Below are 23394 nucleotides of genomic sequence, written 5' to 3' on the forward strand. Positions count from 1 at the left end.
ACGGGGAGTCCGCTGCATCCCATGACCGAGCCGCCTGGCCGTGTGCGGCACTCCTCGGACGTCGGCCCGGTGGGCGACGTCGGTGTCCTGGCCGTCGACTCGGGCGGTTCCGGGCTGCGGGTCGCCGTGGGCACCGTCGGGCGGGGCGTACTGGGCCGGCGCTCGTCCCCGGAACCCGTGCGCACCGGCGCGCGGGGCATCGATCCCGGCGATCTGATGGCGCGACTTGCCCCGCTGGCACGGGCGTTGGCGGCCGAGACGGGCGCGCCGGCGCCGGCCACGGCCGTCGTGGGCGCGGCGGGGTTCAGCACGCTGGGCGAGGCGCTGCGAGCCGAACTCCCCGCCGCGCTGGTCCGGGAGTTCGGGGTGCGTACGACCGCGCTCGCCGCCGACGCCGTCACCGCCTACGCCGGCGCCCTCGGTCCACGGCCCGGGGCCGTCGTGGCCGCGGGGACCGGTGTGATCGCGATCGGCACGGATCTGACGTCGTGGCGGCGGGCGGACGGCTGGGGGCACCTGCTGGGCGACTGCGGGAGCGGCGCCTGGATCGGGCGCGCCGGGCTGGAGGCCGCCCTGCGCGCGTACGACGGGCGTCCCGGCGGTTCGGCCGCGCTGCTCGCCCGCGCGCGGGAGCGGTTCGGCCCCCTTCCGGGGCTGCCGGGGCTGCTGTACCCGCGCTCCGACCGTGCGGCCGTCGTGGCCTCCTTCGCTCCGGCCGTGGCCGCCTGTGCGCAGGACGACCCGGTCGCCGGCGATGTGCTGCGCACGGCGGCCCGGCACATCGTGGAGTCGGCCGCCGCGGTGTGCCCGCCCGCCGGGGAACCCCTGATCGCTCTCACCGGGGGCCTGTTCGACATCGGCGCTCCCCTTCTCGTCCCCCTGGAGGAGGAGATGGCGCGAGCACTGCCGCAGGCCCGGCGGACGCCTGCCGAGGGCGACCCGCTGGAGGGGGCCGTGCGCATTGCCGTGGCGCTCACGACGGACACGTTCGTCTGGCCGTACGAGGAGACCCTGCTCTCGGTGGCGCACCACCCCTGATGCGTCGTGCGCAGGGACCGTACGTCACCCCGCAAAAGGGGGATTACTCCCTTGGAGGGCAAGTCGTCCGGAAAACACGCTGATCACTTCTGATCCGTACGTAACTCATCAGACAAAAGCGGACGGATACCGCTCACGTGCACCCTCCCCGAACAGGGGAGCCCAAGAAGCCAGTAACATGCCTCGCCATGAGCTCCCCCACTGGGCCCGCGTCCGGCCTGCCAGTACGAATGCCGCGACCTCGCCAGCCCGGGCGGCACCGCCGACCCGAGCCTCTGGCGGCTCCCGAGGGCGCGCCGGCGCTCGTCCTCGCGGTTCCGGGCGCGCCCGGCGCCGCCACCCGCGGCCTCGCCGAGGAGGTCGTGAGCATCGCCCGCTCCGAGCTTCCCGGCCTGGACGCGCGCATCGGCTACCTCGACGGGGACGACTCCGAGTTCCCCTCCCTGCAGTCGGTCCTGGTGCGTGCCGCCGACGAGCGCACGGCCCGCTTCGAGCAGGCCCGTGCCGCCGGCCTGGAGGTCAAGGAGCCCGACGGCCCGGTCGCCGTGGTCGTGCCGCTGCTGGCCGGCCCCGACGGCGCGCTGCTGCGCCAGGTCCGCCAGGCGGTCATGGAGAGCCGCATCGCGGCCGAGCTGACCGACGTCCTCGGCCCGCACCCGCTGCTCGCCGAGGCCCTGCACGTGCGGCTGTCCGAGGCGGGCCTGGCCCGCGCGGACCGCGCCCGTCTGTTCACCGTGGCGACCGCCGCCGACGGCATCATCCTCGCCTCCGTGGGCGGGGAGGAGGCCGTGCAGGCCGCCGGGATCACCGGCATGCTGCTGGCCGCGCGTCTGGCCGTGCCCGTCATGGCCGCGGCCCTCGACCAGGAGGGTTCGATCGCCTCCGTCGCGGAGCAGCTGCGCTCGTCCGGTTCGCAGCAGCTGGCGCTGGCGCCGTACCTGATCGGCCCGGAGATCGACGCCACGCTGATCGAGGAGGCGGCCAGGGAAGCCGGCTGCCCGGCGGCCGAGGCGCTCGGCCCGTACCCGGCCATCGGCAAGCTCGCGCTGGGCAAGTACACGACCGCCCTGGGCATCGCGCCGCCGCAGCCGCAGGGCGCGCCGGTCCGTTGACACAGCCGTTAGGACGCCATCAGACGCGTAGGGCCCGCTCCGGGTGAGGAGCGGGCCCTACGCGTCTGTCACGCCGCCTCCGGACACTCGGCCTCCGGACACTCGCCTCAGGCCCCGTTGAGGCGTGCCTCGGGGCGCGGCGGGGGCCGTCGCGGGGCGACCTCGTCCGGGGCGGGCCCTGCGGCCGCGACGGCCGGCGGCGGCTCAGCCGAGGACGACGCAGGAGGCGGCGGGGACCGCGAGGGAACCGCCGCGCCGGGGCAGGCCGGTGGACGGGTCGAGGGCGAACCAGGTGACGTCGCCGGAGCGCTCGTTCGCGACGTAGAGGAAGCCCCCGGACTCGGTCAGGTCGCGGGGCCAGCGCCCGGCGCAGGGCACCGTGCCCACCAACCGCAGCGCTTCCCCGTCCCCCCCGACCGCGAACACGGAGAGCACGTCCTCGCCGCGGGTCGCCGTCCAGACGAACCGGCCGTCCGGTGAGACGGCGAGGCCGGAGGGGTAGGCGTCGCCGGCGGGCGCGCCGGGCAGGACCGCCGCCTCGGCGAGCGGCTTCAGGGCGCCGTCCGCGGCGTCCCAGCGGCACACCGTGACGGTGGGCGTGAGTTCGTTGACGACGTACGCGTACCGGCCCCCGGGGTGGAAGGCCAGATGGCGCGGGCCGGAGCCGGGGCGCAGCGCGTGCTCGCGATGCAGGACGGGGCTGCCGTCCCGCAGGGAGCACACCCGTACGGAGTCCGTGCCGAGGTCGACGCTGACCGCCCAGCGGCCGCTCGGATCGGGCCGCACCTGGTGGGCGTGCGGCCCCTGCTGGCGCCGCGTGTGCGGGCCGGACCCGGAGTGCCGCAGGACGCCGGAGGCGACGCGGGCGAGGGCTCCGTCCGCGCGGACCGGGACGGCGGTGACGCTGCCCGAGCCGTAGTTGGCGGTGAGGACGTGGCCGTCGAACACGCTGAGGTGGGTGGGTCCGCTGCCGTTCACCGGCACCGGCGGGCCCGCGGGCTCCGGCACGTCGCCGCTCACCCGGTAGGCGGCCACCGCGCCGTCCGCGGTCTCGCTGACCGCGTACAGCGTCCCGCCGGTGGCGGACAGGGCCAGATAGGAAGGGTCCGGGATGCTGTTCACCCTGCTCAGGACGGTCAGGGCCCCACTGGCCGGGTCCACGGCGGCGGCCACGATGCCGGGCCCTCCGGCCGCCGTGAACGAGCCGATGAACGCGCGCCGTCTCCGTCCGCCGAGGTCTGCCACCGCTGTCCCCTTCCGGGTCGCCGCTGCCGCTGCTGACGCTGTTGCTCGGGGTGACGGTAGCAGTCGATCACGAGCGGTCTAGACCAGCCACGCTCGCCCGGCGCCCCCTCCCGGCGTCCCCTGTCGGCGGGCCGCCGGGACGGGACGCTCAGGTACCGACGGACACGCGGCCCGAGCCGCGCAGCGGTCCGGCGAGTTCGAGGAGCGCGTGCTCCAGGGCGTGCAGATGAGCCAGGACCGGCTCGGCGGGCGCGCCGTGCGGCTCGGCGGCGGCCCGCACCGCGTCCCGTCCGCCGTCGGACGAGGGGCCGGTCAGCGCCTCGACTGCGGTCTCCACCCGCCAGCAGGCGGCGACGAGCCGGGCGTCGTGCGAGGCCTCCGGGTCCGCGGCGACCGCGGCGAGCCCGCGCACCTCGCGGGCGCAGTCGTCCAGCAGCGCGAGCACGCTGCGCGCCCGCTCCTTGCGGGCCCGCAGCGGGGTGAGCGGATGCACGAGCGGGGCCAGCGAGAGGCGGACCCGCGCGAGGATCTGTTCCAGCTCGGCCACCCGCAGGGCCGGGTCCGCCGTGACCGACCCGGCGAGCCGGGCGGCGGCCTCGGCCGTGCAGACGTGCACGCAGCGCAGCGCGCGCTCCACCCACGCGTCCGTCACGGAGTGCGTGGTGACCGGGAGCACGAGCAGCACCGCGAGCACCGCGCCCAGCGCTCCCACGGCCGTCTCCGCCGCCCGCAGGGCGAGCAGGGCGGGGTCGAGCACGCCGAGCAGGCCGTACAGCGCGCTGGCCATGACGGTCACGGCGAGCATCATCCAGGTGTAGGAGACGGCCGCCGTGTAGAAGATGCCGAAGACGGCGACGGCGACGACCAGGACGGACGCCACCGGCTCACCGTGCAGGGGCACGGTCACCACCAAGCCCAGGGCGATCCCGAGGACGGTGCCGAGGAACCGCCGGAAACCTCGGACCAGCGTCTCGCCGCGTGAGGCGGTGTTCACGAACACCCACCAGGTCGCGCCCACGGCCCAGTACCAGCGCTGGTCGGAGAGCGCCTGTCCGGCGACGAGGGCGATCCCCGCGCCCACGGTGGCCTGCACGGCCTGCCGGGTGGTGATGCGCGCCAGCCCGGTACCGCCGGACGGCGGGGCGAGGGCGGCCGGCGGCGGCATACGCCGCTCGTAGCACCAGGCCCCGAACCGCACGGCCGACGACGCCGCGAGCGAGAGCGCCACGGCCGCGTAGAGCTCCGGCAGCCGGCCGGGGACGGTGTGCAGGAACTGCGCGGCGAAGAAGGTCATGAAGGCGAACACCCCGAGGGAGTGTCCGCGCGGGCCCCACCGGCGCGCATAGCCTCCCGCGCCGACCACCGCGAGGAACGCGAGGTCGCGGGCGACGGGGACGTCGTGCAGGAAGGCCGCGAGCGTGAGCACGGGAAGCCCGACCACGGGCAGCAGCGCGGTCGTCACGGCCTGCCCGCGCACCGTCGCGTCGGTCACCGTGAACAGTGCGAGCAGTGCGGCCAAGCCACCCGTGACGGCCGCGGTCAGGGTGTGCCCGGCCGCCGCGCACAGCGCGACGGCCAGCCCGATGCCGAGCACCGCCCGGGCGGCGAACCGCAGTCGCACCCGCCCCGGATCCGGTGCCACGAACGCCCTCTTCAGCAAGCTGCCCCGCCCTTTCCCCACCCTGATGCGCCCCGCGCCCGCGCGCGATGTGAGCACGACCCGCCGAACGACATGAGAAAGGCGCCGCGGAGTCCGCAGCGCCATCGACCGGTCCATCTCAGCATCTGATGGGCGAGTGGTTCAACCGGGTCGGTCAGCGATGGGCCAATGGCCCAGTCAGGGCGGCCGCAGGCGGACCGCCGTTCGGCCATCGGCCCACCGGGCGGGGCGGCCCCCGGCACACCCGCGTCCCCGGCCGTTCGGCCGCCTCGTCCGCTCGCGCCACATCACGGCGTTGGTACTGTCACGCTGATCAGCAGGGGCGGGCCGGTCTCGCAGGGGCGGGCCGGTCGCCCGGCGGCGGGGCCGAGGACGCACGGGCGAGGGAAGGAACGGGGCGACGAACGTGACCGTGGACGAGCTGGACACCCGCATCCTGCGTCTGCTGCTGGAGCAGCCGCGCACCAGCGTGCGCGAGTACGCCCGTCTCCTCGGCATCGCGCGCGGCACCCTCCAGGCCCGCCTCGACCGCCTGGAGCGCGACGGCGTGATCACCGGCATGGGGCCGTCGCTGTCCCCGGCCGCGCTGGGCCATCCCGTGCTCGCGTTCGTGCACATCGAGGTCACCCAGGGCCACCTCGACGACGTGGGCGACGCCTTGGCGTCCGTGCCGGAGATCGTCGAGGCGTTCTCCGTCACCGGCGGCGGCGATCTCGTCACCCGGGTCGTGGCGCGCGACAACGAGCATCTGGAGGACGTGGTCCAGAAGCTCATCAGCCTGCCCGGCGTGGTGCGCACCCGCACCGAGGTGGCGCTGCGCGAACGCGTCCCGCACCGGCTGCTGCCGCTGGTGGAGTCGATCGGGCGGGCGGCCGCGAAGTAGCCTCCCGCTCCGCACCGCTCCGCTCCGGGCCGTACCGCTCGCCGGGTGTGGGCGTCCGGAAAGCCGACCGGCGAAGGTCGGCCGACGAAGGCCGACCTTCGAAAGACCGACCGACGGGGACCTACGACCTGCGGCGGGGCTTTCCGCCGCCGGCGGCGCGCCTGCTGCCGCCGCTCTTCGCGCCCCCGCTCTTCGCTCCGCCGCCCTTCGCGCCCGAGCCCTTCGCTCCGCCGGCGCCCTTCGCGCCCGCGCCGCGGCCCCGGGTTCCGGCGGCCGTGCTCCGGCGCGGGGCGCCGCCCTGCTGCGGCTTACGGCGCTCGTCCTTCTTCGGCTCCGCCGCCGGGGTCCGGCCGGCGCGGCCCCGGGTGCTGTTGACCGTGCGGCCCCGGACGATGCCGATGAAGTCCTCGACCAGGTCGGTGGTCGACTCCTGCGGCCAGGCCAGGGCGACCTCCGACTGCGGGGCGTCGACGAGGGTGCGGTAGGTCAGGTCGCGGCGGTGGTGCAGCCGGGCCAGCGACTGCGGGACGACCAGGACGCCGATGTTCGCCGCGACCAGCTCGATCGCGTCCTCGGTGGTCGCCGGTCGCTCGAAGGCGGCCTCGCCGGGCGGCCGCTCCCAGCCGATGACGTCGTCGAGGGGGTGCAGGACCACCTCGTCGGCGAGGTCGTCCAGGGTGATCTCCTCGGCCGCGGTGATCACGTGGTCCCTGGGCACCACGACGACCGTCGTCTCGGTGTACAGGGGGATCGCGCTGAACGCCTCGCGGTCGACGGGCAGCCGCACGAAGGCCGCGTCGGCGCCGCCCTCGCGCAGGAGGCCGTCGGCCTCGGCGGGGGACCTCTTCAGGAGGACGAGGGGGGTGTCGGGCAGGCGCTCCGCCCAGATCCGCGCCCATTTCGCGGGCGTCACTCCGGGGACGTACGCGAGCCGGAACGAGGGGGTGTCCGCGGAGTCGGTCATCCCGCCAGGCTACCGGCTGTGGTCGGGGCCCTCCGCCGCGGCCGATACCCTGGACCGCATGAAGTCGCAAGCGAACACCCAGACGATGAAGGCCGCCACCGCGGCGAAGAAGCTGGGTGTGTACCTCCCCGCCACGCCCGCCGAGTTCCAGGAGGGCGTCGTCACGCGCGCCGAGCTGAACGAGCTCCAGGCGAACCCGCCCGAGTGGCTGGTCACGCTGCGCGAGAACGGACCGCACCCGCGCCCGGTGGTCGCGGCCAAGCTGGGCGTGTCCATCGCGGGCCTGGCCCGCGGCGGGGTGACCGGGGCGCTCACGACCGAGGAGATCGAGGCGATCAAGGACGCCGCTCCGGAGTGGCTGCAGAAGGAGCGCGCCACGCAGGCCGAGGTCCGCAAGGAGACGGTCCGGATCAAGAAGCGCAACGCCGAGCGCGCGGAGTCCTGACCCGGCGGGCTCCGCAAAGGGGCTTCAGGGCTCGAGGGGTTGCGCGGGCCCGGTGGCGGAGCCGACGCCGCCGCGCGTGTCCGGCCCGCGATCCGTGGTCGCCCGGGACCGTCGCCTTGACTACGATCTGAGCAAGTTCACCGACGTGGTGTTTCGAGGTTGCTGGGGGTTGGGATGGTCGCTGGTCGTGTGGTGCGCTTCGACAGTCAGCGCGGTTACGGGTTCATCGCGCCCGACGACGGCGGGGAGGACGTCTTCCTGCACGTGAACGACATGCTGATGCCCGAGTCCCAGGTCCGCCGGGGCATCGTGGTGGAGTTCGAGATCGAGGACGGCGAACGCGGTCCCAAGGCCTCCGGGGTGCGGCTCGCGCGCGGGGCGGACGGAAAGCCCCTCGCCGCCGACGACGACGTCCTGTGCGACGTGCTCAGCACGGACGAGTTCACCAGGGACGTCACCGAGGCGCTGCTGACGGCGGCGCCCACGCTCACGGGCGAGCAGATCCTCCAGGTGCGCGCCGGGCTCGCGCAGTTCGCGAAGAACCACGGCTGGGTAGAGGGCTGACCCGGAGCGTCTCCCGCGCGGCAGCCGTCGCATTTCCCGCACGGCAGCCGTCACCTCTCGCGTGCCGGCCGTCACGTCCCGCGTGGCCGGATGCGGCCGCACGCCGGCCGCATGGCGCCCGGCCCCGCGTCGTCGCACCCTCGCCGTGACCTGCGGAAGTCACGCGTCCCGGTCAGCGGGCCACCGCTCCCCCGCCGCCTCCCCGCCCCCGTTGTCAGTGGCCTGATCTACAGTTCCCGGCACTTGATCACAGCGGGTGCGGGAGGCACACATGGGGTGGGTGTCGGCCGGCGACTACGAAGTCGCTCTGGATGACGGCAAGGTGGTGTGCCGCAACGCGGCGGGGCGGCGGTTGAAGTCCGTGCCGCCCAAGATCGCCGACGAGCCGGCGGTGGTGGGGCTGCGCCGGCTCGTCGAGTGGCTGGAACGGCACGAACAGCGCTGCCTGGCCGACGTCGAGCGGTGGATGGTGCGCTCGCTGCCGGTGCCGTTCGCCGTCATCGCCCACGTGTGGCCCGACCCGGCCTGGCAGGCCGCCCTGCGCGACCTCGTGGTCACCGGGGACGACGGCGAGGTCGCGGGATTCCTGCGGGACGCCGACCCGGAGCGCGGCCTCGGCCTGGTCGACCTCGACGGCGACACCGTGCGCATCGCCCCCCGACTGGTGCGGCTCCCGCACCCGGTGCTCCTGGACGACCTGGAGGAGCTGCGGGAGTTCGCCGTGGAACTCGGCGTCCAGCAGCGCGCCCAGCAGCTCTTCCGCGAGGTGTGGCGACGGCCCGCCGCCCTCGACGCGCAGGACTCGTCCGTCGAGGAGTACGCGGGCGGCGCCTTCAAGGAGCAGCGGTTCCTGCACGGCCGCGTCACCCAGCTCGGCTACCGGGTGCGCGGCGGCAACGCCGTGACGTCCGTCCTGGAGGACGGCCGCACCGTCGAAGCCCGCGTGTGGGTGGGCGACTACGAGGGCTACGAGGAGGCCGAGACCGGCCCGCTCACGTTCACCGACGCCGCGGGCCGGGCGCTGAGGCTCGGTCAGGTCGGGCCGGTGGCCTGGTCGGAGGGCATGCGCATGGCGGCCTCGCTGTACGCCGGACGCGACATCGAGGACGAGGAGCGGGCGGCATGACGACCCACGACGAGAACACCACCGCCCTTCTGCTCGACGCGGGCGCCGTCCTGCCCCCGGGCAGCACCGCCCGCGAGGACGCCGACACGCTCACCGTGCGCACCTACGGTCATCCCGCGCTGGACGACCGCAGGATCGTGCGCCTCGTGCCGGGCACCCTCGGCGACGCCGAGGACCTCGCCCTGGAATTCCTCGGACTGACCCGCGAGGCGCCGACGCCCGAGGTCGGCCAGGTGCGGCGGGAGACGCTCGGCTTCCCCGCCTGGGCGCTGGTCAACGACCCGGCCAACGGCCACCACGCGCTCGCCCTGGTCAAGGACGTGGAGCGCCTCGCCCGGCAGGCCAAGTCCCGCCCCGGGAACGCCAAGGAGGGCTTCGAGGAGCTGGGCGCCCGGCTCGGCCGGACCGTGCCGCACTTCCTGCCGACCTACTACGAGCACGCGGCCCGCGTCTTCCTCCAGCACGAGAACACGACGTACGCCTCCGCCTTCTTCGGCAAGGCACGTGAGGCCGAGCGGGTGCACGCGCTGGCGGTCGACGAGGAGCGCCAGCGGGCGGTGTTCCTGGAGTTCGCCTTCGCCGGCGCGCTGACGGTCAAGGCGCTCAAGGAGCACGTCAGGGCGCTCGCCGCGCGGCTGGACCCGGTCACCGCCTGGGCGCAGTTCCGGCAGCTGACGGTGGAGCGCTGCGCGGCGGGCATGCCGCCGTACGCGTCCCTGCCGCAGGACGCGCGCGGACTGCTCCGGTCGGCCGGCCTGGACCGGGTCGCCGAGGAGTGCGCGCTGGTCGCCGATCTGCTCGCCTCGCCCGCCGCGGTCCGGGCTCCCGCGTCCTTCTGGAACTCCTACCGCGCCACGCTCGCCGTCCTCGCCGGGCAGCGGCCGCAGGTGCGCGCAAGGCTGCTGGAGATCATGCCCGCGGGCCTGGGCCGCACCGTCAAGGACGACGAGTTCTGGCTCGCGCTGCTCGCGGAGTGCGGCGCGGACCTGCTCCTCACCGGTGAGACGGCGTCCGACGTGGACGCGGCGGAGTGGCTCGGCCGGTGGGCGCTGCACCGCAAGCACGGCAGCGCCGTCAGCGGCCGCTCCCCGGCCACTCTCGCCCTGGTGGAACGCATGGCCCCCCGACTGCGCGAGCTGGGCCGGCCCGTCGACCTGTGCTCGGGACGCTGGCACCCCGGCGCCGACCTGGATTTGCTGGACCTGTGCGTGGCCCAGGGGGTGCCGCTGGCCCTGCCCGGCGCCGACCGGGTCGTGCACCTCGCCCTGGACCGCTGGCTGAGCGAGCCCCGCGACGGCCGGCGCGATCTGACGGCGGCCGCCGCCGACCCGCGCACCCGCCGTCTGCTGTACGCCGGCATCGGCGCCGTCAGCGGCTCCCGTCCCGGCGCCGAGGTGCTGGAGGGCCTGGCCGCCCACCCGGTGCTCGGCGACGTGCTGCGGGAGTGGCTGGACGACGCGGCGGGCGATCTGGCCGCGGCGGCCGGCCTGCCCGCCGCACGCGCGGCGCTGGAACGGCTGCGGCCCTTCCGCACGGTGGCCGCCCGGGTCAGCCCGGCGGCCGTGGCCCGCGTCGCCGCGCGCGAGGTCGCGCCGCTGCTCGGGCAGACCCTGCGCGCGGGCGTGCCGGACGAACTGGGCTGGCCGGCGCTCGACGAGGCACTGCGCAGGATCGACGCCGAGACCAAGCCCGGCCGTGATCACGACAACCCGCTGACCGTGCAGGAGGCGTGGCCCGCGCTCGTCGTCTCGCGCGAGCACAAGGTGTTCGTCGTCGGCCCGCGGGAAATCCTGCTGGAGCACGACCTGCGGATGCCCGTGCCCCCGAACCGCTGGCAGCGTCCGTCGTTCCGCTACACGGACGGCGAACTGCTGGTGATGTGGCGGCAGGACGGCAAGCAGTTCGGCTACTGGTCCACCCGCCCGGCCGACGTCTTCCCGCTCGGCGGCGAACAGGTCCCGGCCTACTGGTACGGCTCCTCCGAGGCCGGCGCGCCGTCGATCCCGCTGCCCGGCGGCGGGCGCGCGACCGGCGGGCGCACCCTGCACGCCGGCGACACCGTCCTGCCCGCCGGCCGCCGCGTCCTGGGCGACGGGGCCTCCTACTGGCGCCAGGGCCGTCAGGGCCGGCAGCAGGTCTGGCTCGAGTACGACCCGGCCACCGGCACGCACGGGCGTGCCTCGCTGCCCGCGTTCCTGCGGTCCGGCATCCGGGAGGGGGCGACGCTGGTGCAGGAGAACTGCGAGCTGCTTCCGCTGCAACCGGGCCTGGAGGAGACGCCCTTCGGGACCGACGGCGCGGTGCTCGGCCGGTGGGTGCGCGCCGAGGGCGAGGGCGCCGAGGCCCGTACGGTCGCCGGCACGCCGGACGGCCGGACCGTCACCCTGCCCTGGTCGGGCGGCCGGGCTCCGGGCGTTCCGCTCGGCGCGCTGCGGCTGCCCGGCGGGGCGGAGCCCGTCGCCGTCCGTCTCCACCGCCAGATCGCCCTGTACTCGGGCGACGACACGCGTGGCGCGGGCGAACTCGGCCGGCTGACGCCGATGGAGCGCGGCGGTGAGTTCGCCGCGGGCACCCGGCTCGTCGTGCCTGCCGAGTACTGGCACGCGCTGCGTCCGCGCGACGAGCGGGGGTCGGCCGCGCTGCGCGCGCTGACCGACGAGCAGGCGGACGCGATCGTGCGGGCCGCCTCGCGGGCGCTGGCCGAGCGGCAGGCCGCCCTGGCCGCGGCCGGGGCGGTCGACGGCACCTCCCAGAGCCGCTCGGACGTCCCCACGGCGGACGAGGTCGTGCGGGAGACCGTGTCCCGCCTCCTGCCGGCGCTGGGCGACGACAGGCTGGTCACCGGGGTCGGCGCGATCGTGCGCGCGGTGCTGCGGCTCGCCGAGTCGACCGCCGCGTTCGTGACGCCGCCGGTCGCCCGGCCGAAGGCGGAGAGCAACCGGATCAACGGCATGTTCGCCGACCTGAAGCCCGAGCACGGCGACGACCAGACGTTGCGCGAGGCCGTCACCGGCCTCTCCCCGTTGCAGGGGTGGTGGGGCGGCGAGGCGCGCTGGGCCACCCTGCGCCAGATCCGCGCCGTGAACCATGTGCTGTCGGGGAAGCCCGCCGACGGCAAGGCCCTGCCCGAGGCCTGCCGCGCGGCCGGCGTCTCCGAAGGCTGGCGCAGCGACGAGTTCACCGTTCCCGGCATCGGCCCGGTCTGGACGCCCGTGCTGGACGTGCTGCGTCCGCTCGCCTACCGGGCGGCCTGCCCGACGACGACCGTGCAGCACCGGGAGGCGCTGCTCCTGCTGCTGGAGGCGATCGCCGACGGGCCGCTGGCCGCGCCCGAGGTCGGGCTGCGGGAGGTCGTCCTGAGCGAGCCGTACGAGAAGCAGGAGCGTGCCGGGCAGGTGCTGCGCCGGGACGGCCGTACCGTCGTCGTCCTCGGGTGCCAGAGCATCGACCGGCAGAACGCCCGGGTGAACTGGCTCGCCCTCGACCACGATCCGACCGGCCGGTTCGGCGCGACCGCCCACTTCACCCTGGTGCGGGAGAGCGCGCACCCGGCGGTGTACCCGGCCGACGCGTCGGCGGCCGTCGCCCGGCTCGTCCGCGACAAGGGTCCCGCCCCCTGGCAGCCGGAGGCGCCCGACGCCCTGGCGGCCGCGACGCTCGGCGGGCTGGGTCCCCTCCAGGCCGCGCTGCTGCTCGCCGGCAACCCGCCGCAGCTCACCGACGAGGTGATCGCCGCCACCGGACTGAAGCCCCGTCAGAAACAGCTCGGCGACGGCCTGCTCGCGTCCGTGGACGCCGACGACCGGGCGGCGCTCGTCGGCGCGCTGCTGCCCGAGGCCCCCGGGGACCTGTGGACGTCCGGGCCGGACACGCGGGCCGCGGGACGGATGTGGGCCGAGCGGCTCGCCGGGGTCGTCCGGCTGCCCGAGGAACTGGCCGGGGAACTCGCGCTCGACGGCCTGCCGACGGGTTCCGCGGAGGAGGTCCTCAACCCCCGGCTCACCCCCTGGATCCACCGCACCACCGTGCAGCGGCCCGACAAGGACGGCAACCTCGTCGCGGAGGACCCCGCGGCGCTGCCCGGCCGGTACGACCTGACGCGGGCCGTGGCCGCCCTGGCCGGCCTCGCCTACTCCCTGCCGTACGGGCACCCGCTGCGGGCCGTCCTGCCGGAGAGCCTGGCCGCCGTGCGCCGGCGCGTCGCCGATGCCGGGCTGCTGCTCGACCTGGACGTCGCGTGGACCGACAAGGGCTCCTCCACCGCCGCCGAACTGCGCAAGGCCTACGGGCTGCCCGCGACCGGAGGCGCGGACGCGCACGGTCTGACGGCCGTGGGCGAGTCGCTGGTGCTGCGGCCGTGGTACGGCGAACAGGAGACCGTACTGGTGCGGCCCGGGGCGCTCGACGGTCCCGACGACCCGGTGTTCGGACTGGTCGAAGGCCTCGTGGGGCCCCATCGGGGCCAGGGCATGCGCGCGTTGCGGACGCTCCTGGGCGAGGACCTCGGCGACGCCGTCGCCGAGGGGACCGATCCGCGCGGCGCTTCGGGGCACGCGCAGGACCCGGCCTTCAGCGTGCCCGAACTGGTCGCCGAGGTCGCCGCGCGGCACGGTCTCGGAGCGGACGCGGCCGCGCTCTACCTCCAGATCCTCGCCCTCCCGGATCCCACCGACCGCAACTGCGTGCGCTGGACCGGGTGGCGGCCCGCCCGCGCGAAGAAGGCCCGCGCCGAACTCGCGGCGACCGGCCTCGTGGTGGAGGCCAAGCGGGCGCGCGCCGGCCGGACCCTCTTCCTGCCCTGCGGCTGGCTGGACCTGAAGTCCCCGGCCCTGCCGGTGGAGACCTGGAAGGAGGCCCTGTACCCGGTGCGCGACCGGGTCCGCGCCGTGCCTCTGGTCCCGGTGCCCGAGCTGTTCACGCGCGCGTGGGACCGCGTGCGCTCCGGCGACGCGCCCGCCTACGAGGAGCTCACCACCCGGGCCACCCGCAAGGGCCGCCGCCGATGACCACCGCCCCCTCACCCCTGGAAGAGCCCGCGCCGATGACAGCCACCGCCACCGCCCCCGCCTCGGCCCCGGCCCCGGCCCCGGCCCCGGAACGGCAGATCGTTCCGCCCGAGGACCGCTACGCCGCCGAACTGGCCTTCCTCGCCGCGTACGACGACGGGCCGCGACCGCCGGCCTGGCGGCTCACCCCGCGTGCCGTCGTCACGTTCGTGATGGGCAGCGGCGGCCGCGCCCTGAAGCTGCCCGAGGGCGCCGGCACGCCCGAGGGTGTGCCGCGCCGGCTGGTCGTCGAGGCCAAGTTCGTCGGCGACCGGGCCCTGGTGGAGCGCTGCGTGGTCACCCTCGCCGGCGAGCGGGGGCTGCTGCTCGTCGGCGAGCCCGGAACCGCCAAGTCGATGCTGTCCGAGCTGCTGTCGGCCGCCGTGTGCGGCACCAGCGGCCTGGTGGTGCAGGGCACCGCGGGAACCACCGAGGACCAGCTCAAGTACGGCTGGAACTACGCCCTGTTGCTGGCACAGGGGCCGAGCCCCAAGGCGCTGGTTCCCTCGCCGGTGCTGGCCGCCATGTCCCGGGGCGCCGTCGCGCGGGTCGAGGAGGTGACCCGCTGCCTGCCCGAGGTGCAGGACTCCCTCGTGTCGCTGCTCTCCGAGCGGCGCATCGCCGTGCCCGAACTGACGGGCACGCCGGAGGCGCTGGCGCACGCCGCGCCCGGCTTCAACCTCATCGCCACGGCCAACCTGCGCGACCGGGGCGTCTCGGAGATGTCCGCCGCCCTCAAACGCCGCTTCAACTTCGAGACGGTCGGCCCGATCCCGGACCTCGACGCGGAGACCGCGCTGGTGCGCAGCCAGGCCCGCGCCTCGGTGGAGCGGTCCGGGGCGCCCTTCCAGGTCGACGACGCCGTCCTGGAGGCTCTGGTCACCGCCTTCCGCGACCTGCGGGAGGGACGGTCCGCGGAGGGCTGGGAGGTGGAGCGGCCGTCCACGGTGATGAGCACCGCGGAGGCCGTCTCCGTCGCGGGGGCGCTGGCGCTCGCGGCCGCCTACTTCCCCGGCGACCGTGACGTCCTGGGCCTGCTGCCCGGCCATCTGCTCGGCGTGGTCCGCAAGGACGACCCCGCGGACGCGGCCCGGCTGCGCGGCTACTGGGACGGCCCGGTCCGCCGCCGCGCCGAGCAGGGTTCCGCCACCTGGCGCACCCTGTGGGAGCTGCGCACGGTGCTGGAGGGCTGACGGCCGTGTCCCTGTCCCCGCACCCCACCATGCCGGGCGCCCCGGACGAGCCGCCCGCCGCCCCCGCCGAGGCGCTGGCCGCCCTCACCGACCCGGCGGGACCGTACCTCATCGGCGTACGGCACCACGCGCCCTCGCTGGCCGCCGCCGTGCCCGCGCTGCTGGACGAGGCGAAGCCGGACGTGCTGCTCGTGGAGCTGCCCGCCGAGATGCAGGAGTGGCTCCCCTGGCTCGGGCACGCGCAGACGCGGGCCCCCATCGCGCTCGCCGCCGTTCCGGGCGGCCTCGGGAGCGGCGCGGGCCCGGCGTTCTATCCGTTCGCCGACTTCTCGCCCGAACTGGCCGCCGTGCGCTGGGCCGACCGGCACGGAGTGGCCGTGATCGCCTGCGACCTGCCTCTCGCCGACCGGGCGTGGGGCGAGGGGCGCGAGGGCCCGGTGCCGGGAGCGGCCCCCGGGCTCGCCGGGGCGCTGCGTTCCCGGCTCACGGGCCGTCCGGGCGACGACCTGTGGGACCGGCTGGTCGAGGCGACCGCGCCGGGCTCGCCCCCGGAGGCGCTGCGCCGCGCCGCGCTGCTGACGGGGTGGGCGCTGCGCGCGGACGCGGCCGCCTCGGGCGGGGTGGCCGAACTGGACCTGCGGCGGGAGCGGTGGATGCGGTCCCGGATCGCCGAGGCCACCGCGGGCGGCGGGCGGGCCGCCGTGCTCGTCGGCGCCTTCCACGCACCGGCGTTGACGGCCGGAGCCACGGACCGGGCCCCCGCACCGCAGCCCGACCCGGTCGCGCACCGGGACCCGGATTCCGGGCCGCACCAGGGCCCGGAATCGGGGCCGGAGGCGAGGACGGATCCGAGAACGACTCCGAGGACGAATCCGAAGACGAATCCGACGGCGGCGGACGACGCCCGCGCCACGTCACGGCACGAAGACGTGCGGGGCGAAGCCGCCGGGGCAGGAACGGTCTCCTGGATCACCTCGCTCATCCCGTACGCCTACCCCCTGCTGGACGAGCGTTCCGGCTATCCGGCCGGCATCCGCGACCCGGAGTGGCAGGACATGGTGCTCCGGTCCGCGGGCGACCCCGTCGCCCTGGAGGAGGCGCTGACGCGCGCGGCCGTGCGGGTCTGCGCGGAACTGCGCGGTCTGGGACATCCGTCGGGACCCGCGGACGCGCGCGAGATCAGCCGGCTCGCCTCGGACCTGGCCCGGCTCCGCGGACTACCGGCGGCCGGCCGGGGCGAGCTGGTCGAGGCGGTGCAGACGGTCCTCACGCAGGGCGAACCGTACGGAAGGGGCCGGGCCGTCGCGCGGGCGATGGAACGGGTGCTGGTCGGCACGCGCACCGGACGGCCCGCGCCGGACGCGCCGCGCAGCGGGCTCGCCCCGGCCGTCGAGGCCGAGGTCGCCGCGCTGGGTCTGCCCGGACCGGACGGCCCCTCGGCCGCCGGCCGGGAACTGCGGCTCGACCCTCTGCGCTCCGACCTCGACCGGCGCCGTGAGCTGCTGCTGCGCAGACTGACGGTGTGCGGGGTGCCGTACGGGGAGCCGAAGGAGGTCGTCGGCGCGGGCGGCGCCGAGGCCCTCACGTCCCGCTGGGAAGCGCGCTGGACGCCCGCCACGGCTGCCGTGCTGACCGCCGCGGGGGTACGCGGGGTCACCCCGGCCCAGGCCGCCGAAGGCGTCCTGCGCGAACGGCGCCGCGCGGAGCTGGAGGAGGGCGGCCCGACGGCCGCGCAGGTCCTGACGGGGCTCGCGCAGGCCGCGGAGTGCGGGCTCGGAGCACTCACCGACGAGCGGCTCGACGACGTCGCCGAGGTTCTGCCGCGGGCCGGCGCCCTGCCCGAACTGCTCGCCGCGCTCGCTTTGTCGGACCGGCTGCGGGCCGGACATGTGGCAGGTCTGGGCACCGACGCCGGACGCACCGTCCGGGCGGGCGCCGTCGCCGAGCTGCTCACCGCGGCCGCGGTGCGCCAGGTGGACGGCCTGACCGGTTCGGAGGACCCGGCCGACGCGCACGCTCTGCTCGAACTCGCCCACCGCGCCGACCTGTCCGGCGGCATCCGGCTCGCCGACGCCCTCGCCCGGCTGGCCGCGGACGGCTCTCCCCTGATGCGCGGCGCCGCGGGAGCCGTCCGGGTGCTGCTGGGGCAGGAGGATCCCCGGGTCTTCGGCGACCGGGTGGCGTCCTGGGTCGACGGCGCGGTCGACGCGGAGTCCCGGTCGGCGCTGACCGCCCGGCTGAGCGGCGTGCTGACCGCCGCCGGTCCCCTGCTGGAGGCCGCGACCGCCGCCCTGGAGCCGTTGCTCGACCTGGTGTCGGAGCTGCCCGACCGGCGGTTCCTGGACCGGCTGCCCGCGCTGCGCGGCGGGTTCGACACCCTCAGCCCGGCGGCCCGCGACCGTCTGCTGGCGTCCGTGGAGGAGCGCCTGGGCACCGGGCGCGTGGCCGACACCGACGGCCACGACCCGGCCGCCCTGGCCGTCTGGGCGGGCGCGGACCTGGCCGCCCGCGCCACCCTGCGAGCGCTGGGTCTGCTCCCCGCGCGGGGCGCGCACGAACCGGCCTCCCCCGTCCCCACGGCCACGGCCTGCCCCGTCCCCACGGCCACGGACTCCGCGTCCCCACGACCGACGGCGGCGGACGGATCCGCGTCCCCCTTCCCGACGGCCACCCGGCCCCCGGCCGCTCACCCCACGACCACGACGAAACCGGCGGCGGGCCGGACCGGGGCGGCAGAACCCACGGCCGTCCTGTCCACGCCCCCGTCCACGGCCACGGCAGCCGCGTCCTCCGATTCCGCGCCCGCCCCCGGACCCGCCTCCGCGCGCGCGGTGGACGCCGTCGGGGAGGCGGGAGAGGACCGGGTCCTCGCGCCCGCCGACCGCTGGCGGCTCGTCCTCGGGCGACGCAGCGACGAACTCCCGCCCTCCGCACGCTCGTTGGCCACGGCCCTGGACGAGCTGTACGGCAGCGGGCGCGGAGAGGGGAGCCGGGGGGACCTCACGGGCCGGGGCGGCCACGGCGGCCGGGAGGCGCCGTATCCGGGAGTGCGCGAATGGTCGCGGGAGCTGGCCGCGCTCTTCGGGCCGGGCATCCGGGAGGAGGTGCTGGCGGCGGCCGCCGCGGCGGGCCGCGACGACGTGCTCACCGAGCTGGACGCCGACAGCGTGCGTCCCTCGGTCGATCTGCTGCGCACCGTGCTGCGGCACGCGGGCGGGCTGCCCGAGGCCCGGCTGGCCGCACTGCGCCCGCTGGTGCGCCGGCTGGTGGAGTCGCTGACCCGGCAACTGGCCACCCGGCTGCGTCCCGCCCTGCACGGGGCGGCGTCACCGCGCCCCGGCCGCCGTCCGGGCGGCGGTCTGGACCTGCCCCGCACCCTGCGCGCCAACCTGGCGAGCGCCCGGCGCGGGCCCGACGGCACGGTCCGGGTCGTCCCCGAGCACCCGGTGTTCCGTGCCCGCTCCCGGCGGTCGGCCGACTGGCGGCTGATCCTGGTGACGGACGTGTCGGGTTCCATGGAGGCGTCCACCGTGTGGGCGGCGCTCACCGCCTCGGTGCTCGCCGGGGTGCCGACCCTGTCCACCCACTTCCTGGCCTTCTCCACCGAGGTCATCGATCTCACCGGCCATGTCGAGGATCCGTTGTCCCTGCTGCTGGAAGTCAGCGTCGGCGGCGGCACGCACATCGCCGCGGGCCTGCGGCACGCCCGCGAGCTGGTCACCGTGCCGTCGCGCACCCTGGTCGTGGTCGTGAGCGACTTCGAGGAGGGCTACCCGCTCGGCGGGCTCCTCGCCGAGGTGCGTGCGCTGGTCGGGGCCGGCTGCCATGTGCTGGGCTGCGCGAGCCTCGACGACTCCGGCCGGCCGCGCTACTCCACGGGCGTCGCGGGCCGGCTCGTCGCCGCCGGCATGCCCGTCGCCGCTCTCAGCCCGCTCGAACTCGCCCGCTGGGTAGGGGAGAAGATCGCATGAGCCAGGACCTGCTGCCGCCGGTCGCGCCGTCCGTGACCGCCGAACTCGTCGAGGCTCTCTCGCCCCGGCTGCGCAAGCGGCTGGACGCGGGGGTCGCCAAGCTGGCGGCCCGTCCGGTGGTCCGCGAGGGCGACACGGTACGGATCGCCCTCGACGACGACACCGAGCTGGAACTGCTCGTCGTGGACGGTGCGGTGAGCAGCGCGGACGCGATCCGTTGCGGGTGCCTGCTCGCCCCGGACTGCCTGCACCGCGCGGCCGCCGCCTCGGCAGCGCCGATAGCCGAGTCCCCGTTCCCGTCCCACCCTGAAGCCGAGTCCGCGTCGCCTTCCCGCCCTGAAGCCGACTCTGCCCCGGCCCGCGTCTCCGCCCCGGCCTCGGCTTCCGCTTCCGGCTCCGGCTCCGATCCTGCTTCCCTGTCCGCCTCCCCCTCTCCCTCCGCCTCCCACTCCGCCTCCGCCTGCGGCTCTGCTTCCGTCGCTCCTGCCTGCCCCGCGTCCGCCGACGCCCGGGCCGAGGGCGTGAGGAGCCACGGCAACGGACCGCAGCAGGCGGGGGCCGACGGCGCGCCGGGACCGGCGGTGGACGAGTCCGCCGGCCCCGTCCGGATCGCCGCCGCGCGGGCCGTGTTCGAGGCGGCCGCCGCCGTGCTCGACGCCGGAGCGGACGGGGCGGGAGCCGTCCTCCAGGCCGAACTCCTGCGCGCCGCGCACACCGCGCGGCTCGCGGGACTCCCCCGGGCCGCGGGGGCTGCGGTCTCGGTGGTCAACGGGGTGCGGGCGGCCCGCTCGGCCGATCCCGCGCACCGGCTGCCCGATCTGGTGGAAGCCCTGCGCGAGGTCCTTGGCGTGGCCCATCGGCTGCCGTCGGCGCGCGGCCCGGAACTGGCCGAACTGCGCGGAACGGTACGGCAGCCCTACGCGCCGGACGGCTCCCTGCGCCTGTACGGACTGTTCTCGGAGCCCGTCCTCACCGCGACCGGCTACGCGGGCGCGGTCACCTGGACCGCGGACGCCCAAGGCCGCCTCTACACGGTCTCCGACGTCGCGCCGGGCGGGCCGGGCCGGGCGACCGGCGCCGCCGACCGCGCCGTCCGTATCGGCGACACCGCTCTGACGCACCGTGAACTGTCGCGCGCCGGGCTGGCGGTCTCCGGTGCGACCGTCTCCCCGACCGGCCGGCTGGGCGCGGGGGCCGGGGTGCGGGCGGTGCGCGCCGCGGGCGTCGCCTGGAACGCCGAACCGCTCGCCCGGCTGTGGGCGACGCCGGTCGCCGAACAGGTCGCGCGGGCCCTCGACGGCGGCCATGACCTGCTGTTCCTCGACGTCACCCTGGCGGGCTCGGTCCGGGCGGCGACGGGCGAGTGTCTGCTGGCCGACTGCGACGGACTCGCGCTGCGCCTGGCGACGGCGCACGACGACCCGACGCTCCCCTACCGCGACAACCTCCGACTGCTGGCCGCCGCCCGGGGCAGTCGGCTGCGGATCGTGGCCCGGCTCGCCCCCGGACCACTGCCGCGCGCGCTGCTGCTCGCCGCCGAGCACCCGGCCGACTCCGCCGCCCGGGTCGATCTGGGTCTGGACCGTCTCCAGCAGGCGGACCTGCCCACGCCGACCGGCACGCCCGTCGTGCCCCACCCGGTGGACGAGGCGCCGCTGCACCTGCTGCGCCGCCGGGTGCACCAGGCGGTCTCCGGGGGCCGCCGGGTGCTGGCGTTCCCGGGCGGCGCGGCCGGCGACGGCGCGCGGCTGCGCCGTGTCGGCCTCGGCACCGCCGCCGACCTGCTCGACGAGTTGCACGCGGCCGCGGCGGACCGTTCCCGCGACGCCTTCGGCCGGCTGCTCCCGGCCGACACGGGCCGCTTCGCCCGTGCCTGGCTGGCCTCGTCGGTGTACACCGCGGAGACCGAACGGGCCCTGTGCGCCGCCGCATGGGGCTCGGACGCCGCGGTGACGGCGTCGCGCTGAACCGGACGAGCGGACGGGGGACGGGCGGAGGGACTGGGCAGAAACGCGAGCGGCCCGCCCGCCAAGACAGAAGCGCAGCCGGAACACGCCGGGAGAAGGGCGTCCCGGCGTGGAACCGGACGGTCCGCCCTCCCTCAACCAGCCGTACTTCCGACGCACTCCAGCCACCTCCCGAAGTAGGTCAGGATCTGACCTCTATGGCTCCTATGGTGGTCCTACGACCGCGGAACAGCACTCACGGAAGAAGGCGAACCATGAGCAAGCCCACCCCCCTCGACGAGACCGCCGCAGCGCCGGCCGTCAGCCGCGAGCGCGCCGACCTGCTGGAGACCCTCGCCAAGCACCGTCACTTCCTGCGGTTCACCGCCCGCGACCTGACCGACGAGCAGGCCGGTGAACGGGCCACGATCAGCGAGCTGTGCATCGGCGGGCTGATCAAGCACGTGAGCGCGGTCGAACGAGGCTGGGCCGACTTCATCGTCGACGGCCCCTCGGCCATGGGCGACTTCAGCGCCAAGACGGAGGCCGACTTCGCCGCGCGGGCCGACGAGTTCCGGATGCTGCCCGGCGAGACGCTGGCGGACGTCCTCAAGGCCTACGACGAGGTGGCCGACCGCACCGACGCCCTGATCAGGTCCCTGCCCGACCTGGACGCGGCGCACCCGCTGCCGTCGGCTCCGTGGTTCGAGCCGGGAGCGCAGTGGTCCGCCCGCCGGGTTCTGCTGCACGTCATCGCGGAGACCTCCCAGCACGCCGGTCACGCGGACATCATCCGTGAGGCGCTGGACGGTTCGAAGAGCATGGGCTGAGCACCGGCCCACCGCGGCCGCCCGGGCACGACGCACGACCGTCAGCCAGGGCGTCCGGGCGTCCGGGCGTCCTGATGTTCGGGCACGCCCCACGGCGTTCGGCCCCGGACGCCCAGGGGCGTGCGCGTGCGTGTCCGGGGCGGCCTGCTCCCCCGGTCTCTTGACCCTCCTCGGTGTGACCGGTCACCATCGGATCATGAACGCGACCGGTCACACGAAGCGTCCCGCGAGCATCCGGGACGTGGCGACGGCGGCCGGGGTCTCGTACCAGACCGTCTCGCGCGTGATCAACGACCATCCCAGCGTCAAGGCGACGACCCGCGAGCGCGTGCTCGCCGCCATCGGCGACCTGGGCTTCCGGCGCAACGCCACCGCGTTCGCCCTGGCCCGCGGTCGCAACCGCGCCGTGACCGTCCTCACCGCCGACACCACCCACTACGGTCACGCCTCCATCCTCCGGGGCATCGAGGAGGCCGCCCGTGCCGCCGCCTACTCCGTGGGGATCGGAGTCCTGGAGTCGGCCGCGGAGTCCGCGGTCGCCGATGCGGTCCAGCGGGCCGCGGACACGGGCGGCGGGCTGATCGTGATCGCCTACGATCCGGCCGGGGTGCGCGCGCTGAGCGCGGTCCCCGCCGGGTTGCCCGTCGTCGGCGTGGTCGAGACCCCCGCGAGTCCGCCCGCCGCCGACCGCCCCTGGGTCTGGACCGACGACCGCGAGGCCGCCTTCGAGGCGACCTCGCATCTGCTGTCCCTGGGCCACGAGACGGTGCACTACGTGGCGATCCCGTCCAGCACCCGGCGCACCGGGGCCCGCAGCGCCGGCTGGCGCGACGCGCTCCGCGCCGCGGGAGCGCCCCTGCCCCGGCCGGTGCGGGGCGGCTGGAGCCCGGCGGACGGTCGCGCGGCGGGCCTCGCGCTGGCCGCGGACCCGGCCGTCACCGCGATCCTGTGCGGCAACGACGACCTCGCCGTCGGTGTGCTGCGCGCCCTGCACGAGGCGGGCCGGTCCGTGCCGGGCGAGGTCAGCGTGGCCGGATTCGACGACGCCCCGCACGCCGCCTGTCTCACGCCGTCCCTGACGACCGTGCGCCTGGACTTCACCGGCCTCGGCCGGTCCGCGTTCACGCTGCTGCACGGCGCGCTGGAGGAGTCGGAGCGGGTCGCCCCGCACCCCGTGGCCGCGCCCGAACTGATCGTGCGCGAAAGCTCGGGGGTGGCGCCGACCCACGACTGAACGCCCGCTCAGCCGCTCGCCCCCCATCCGCGCCCTCGCTCCCCCGCACTCCGCCCCCACACACATCCGCACCCCCACAGCCCTCCCCGCAGCCCCGCAGCCCCGAACGGTCCTGAAGCCCTCGCCTACGCATGCCCC

General features: G+C 76.2%; 15 protein-coding genes. 12 read left to right on the forward strand and 3 right to left on the reverse strand.

Annotated elements, in window-relative coordinates; genetic code table 11:
- The first annotated feature begins 21 nt into the window (after positions 1 to 21).
- Both OG802_RS03280 and OG802_RS03285 read left to right on the forward strand, forming a co-directional pair.
- Positions 22 to 1038 (forward strand): N-acetylglucosamine kinase, encoded by a 1017-nt coding sequence (locus OG802_RS03280; RefSeq protein WP_329407022.1) that lies wholly within the window; start codon positions 22 to 24, stop codon positions 1036 to 1038.
- Between the two features lie 188 nt (positions 1039 to 1226).
- Positions 1227 to 2150: a sirohydrochlorin chelatase gene (locus tag OG802_RS03285; protein ID WP_329407025.1), complete on the forward strand. Its 924-nt coding sequence runs from the start codon at positions 1227 to 1229 to the stop codon at positions 2148 to 2150.
- Between the two features lie 204 nt (positions 2151 to 2354).
- On the opposite strand, the gene OG802_RS03290 is transcribed toward OG802_RS03285, so the two are convergent.
- On the reverse strand, positions 2355 to 3395 hold the full coding sequence (locus tag OG802_RS03290) for a lactonase family protein (RefSeq protein WP_329407027.1): 1041 nt from the start codon (positions 3393 to 3395) through the stop codon (positions 2355 to 2357).
- Between the two features lie 148 nt (positions 3396 to 3543).
- The gene (locus OG802_RS03295; protein ID WP_329407029.1) at positions 3544 to 5055 is read right to left on the reverse strand and encodes an FUSC family protein; all 1512 of its coding nucleotides are present in this window, start codon (positions 5053 to 5055) and stop codon (positions 3544 to 3546) included.
- Positions 5056 to 5461: 406 nt separating this feature from the next.
- On the opposite strand from OG802_RS03295, the gene OG802_RS03300 reads away from it, so the two are divergent.
- Positions 5462 to 5938: an Lrp/AsnC family transcriptional regulator gene (locus tag OG802_RS03300; RefSeq protein ID WP_329407030.1), complete on the forward strand. Its 477-nt coding sequence runs from the start codon at positions 5462 to 5464 to the stop codon at positions 5936 to 5938.
- Positions 5939 to 6059: 121 nt separating this feature from the next.
- Here OG802_RS03300 and OG802_RS03305 read toward each other — a convergent pair whose 3' ends face one another.
- Positions 6060 to 6902: a LysR family substrate-binding domain-containing protein gene (locus OG802_RS03305; protein WP_329407032.1), complete on the reverse strand. Its 843-nt coding sequence runs from the start codon at positions 6900 to 6902 to the stop codon at positions 6060 to 6062.
- A gap of 58 nt (positions 6903 to 6960) precedes the next feature.
- On the opposite strand from OG802_RS03305, the gene OG802_RS03310 reads away from it, so the two are divergent.
- The 9 genes from OG802_RS03310 (at position 6961) to OG802_RS03350 (ending at position 23256) form a co-directional block, all read left to right on the forward strand.
- Complete coding sequence (locus OG802_RS03310; protein ID WP_329407034.1) at positions 6961 to 7347, forward strand: DUF5997 family protein; 387 nt, start codon at positions 6961 to 6963, stop codon at positions 7345 to 7347.
- 174 nt (positions 7348 to 7521) lie between these two features.
- Positions 7522 to 7911: a cold-shock protein gene (locus OG802_RS03315; RefSeq protein ID WP_329407036.1), complete on the forward strand. Its 390-nt coding sequence runs from the start codon at positions 7522 to 7524 to the stop codon at positions 7909 to 7911.
- Positions 7912 to 8182: 271 nt separating this feature from the next.
- A complete protein-coding gene (locus OG802_RS03320) occupies positions 8183 to 9037 on the forward strand; it encodes a DUF4132 domain-containing protein (protein ID WP_329407038.1) in 855 nt (284 codons plus the stop codon).
- The gene (locus OG802_RS03325) at positions 9034 to 14043 is read left to right on the forward strand and encodes a hypothetical protein (RefSeq protein WP_329407039.1); all 5010 of its coding nucleotides are present in this window, start codon (positions 9034 to 9036) and stop codon (positions 14041 to 14043) included. Before OG802_RS03320 ends, OG802_RS03325 begins: the two co-directional genes overlap by 4 nt.
- 35 nt (positions 14044 to 14078) lie before the next feature.
- Complete coding sequence (locus OG802_RS03330; RefSeq protein WP_329407041.1) at positions 14079 to 15275, forward strand: ATP-binding protein; 1197 nt, start codon at positions 14079 to 14081, stop codon at positions 15273 to 15275.
- Positions 15276 to 15304: 29 nt separating this feature from the next.
- Positions 15305 to 19246 (forward strand): DUF5682 family protein, encoded by a 3942-nt coding sequence (locus OG802_RS03335; RefSeq protein ID WP_329416923.1) that lies wholly within the window; start codon positions 15305 to 15307, stop codon positions 19244 to 19246.
- Positions 19243 to 21213, forward strand: coding sequence for a hypothetical protein (locus OG802_RS03340; protein ID WP_329407044.1), 1971 nt, complete (start codon positions 19243 to 19245; stop codon positions 21211 to 21213). Before OG802_RS03335 ends, OG802_RS03340 begins: the two co-directional genes overlap by 4 nt.
- Positions 21214 to 21467: 254 nt before the next feature.
- The gene (locus OG802_RS03345) at positions 21468 to 22022 is read left to right on the forward strand and encodes a DinB family protein (protein ID WP_329407047.1); all 555 of its coding nucleotides are present in this window, start codon (positions 21468 to 21470) and stop codon (positions 22020 to 22022) included.
- A 196-nt stretch (positions 22023 to 22218) separates the two neighbouring features.
- A complete protein-coding gene (locus tag OG802_RS03350) occupies positions 22219 to 23256 on the forward strand; it encodes a LacI family DNA-binding transcriptional regulator (RefSeq protein WP_329407050.1) in 1038 nt (345 codons plus the stop codon).
- Positions 23257 to 23394: the final 138 nt, after the last annotated feature.

Origin of the sequence: Streptomyces sp. NBC_00704, assembly GCF_036226605.1 — a bacterium.
GTDB lineage: Bacteria > Actinomycetota > Actinomycetes > Streptomycetales > Streptomycetaceae > Streptomyces.

Excerpts from the sequence above, each read along its gene's own strand:
- OG802_RS03335 (WP_329416923.1), top strand. The coding sequence starts at position 15,305 with ATGCCGGGCGCCCCGGACGAGCCGCCCGCCGCCCCCGCCGAGGCGCTG.
- OG802_RS03280 (WP_329407022.1), top strand. The coding sequence starts at position 22 with ATGACCGAGCCGCCTGGCCGTGTGCGGCACTCCTCGGACGTCGGCCCG.
- OG802_RS03315 (WP_329407036.1), top strand. The coding sequence starts at position 7,522 with ATGGTCGCTGGTCGTGTGGTGCGCTTCGACAGTCAGCGCGGTTACGGG.
- OG802_RS03285 (WP_329407025.1), top strand. The coding sequence starts at position 1,227 with ATGAGCTCCCCCACTGGGCCCGCGTCCGGCCTGCCAGTACGAATGCCG.
- OG802_RS03340 (WP_329407044.1), top strand. The coding sequence starts at position 19,243 with ATGAGCCAGGACCTGCTGCCGCCGGTCGCGCCGTCCGTGACCGCCGAA.
- OG802_RS03310 (WP_329407034.1), top strand. The coding sequence starts at position 6,961 with ATGAAGTCGCAAGCGAACACCCAGACGATGAAGGCCGCCACCGCGGCG.
- OG802_RS03350 (WP_329407050.1), top strand. The coding sequence starts at position 22,219 with ATGAACGCGACCGGTCACACGAAGCGTCCCGCGAGCATCCGGGACGTG.
- OG802_RS03330 (WP_329407041.1), top strand. The coding sequence starts at position 14,079 with ATGACAGCCACCGCCACCGCCCCCGCCTCGGCCCCGGCCCCGGCCCCG.
- OG802_RS03320 (WP_329407038.1), top strand. The coding sequence starts at position 8,183 with ATGGGGTGGGTGTCGGCCGGCGACTACGAAGTCGCTCTGGATGACGGC.
- OG802_RS03325 (WP_329407039.1), top strand. The coding sequence starts at position 9,034 with ATGACGACCCACGACGAGAACACCACCGCCCTTCTGCTCGACGCGGGC.
- OG802_RS03305 (WP_329407032.1), bottom strand. The coding sequence starts at position 6,902 with ATGACCGACTCCGCGGACACCCCCTCGTTCCGGCTCGCGTACGTCCCC.
- OG802_RS03345 (WP_329407047.1), top strand. The coding sequence starts at position 21,468 with ATGAGCAAGCCCACCCCCCTCGACGAGACCGCCGCAGCGCCGGCCGTC.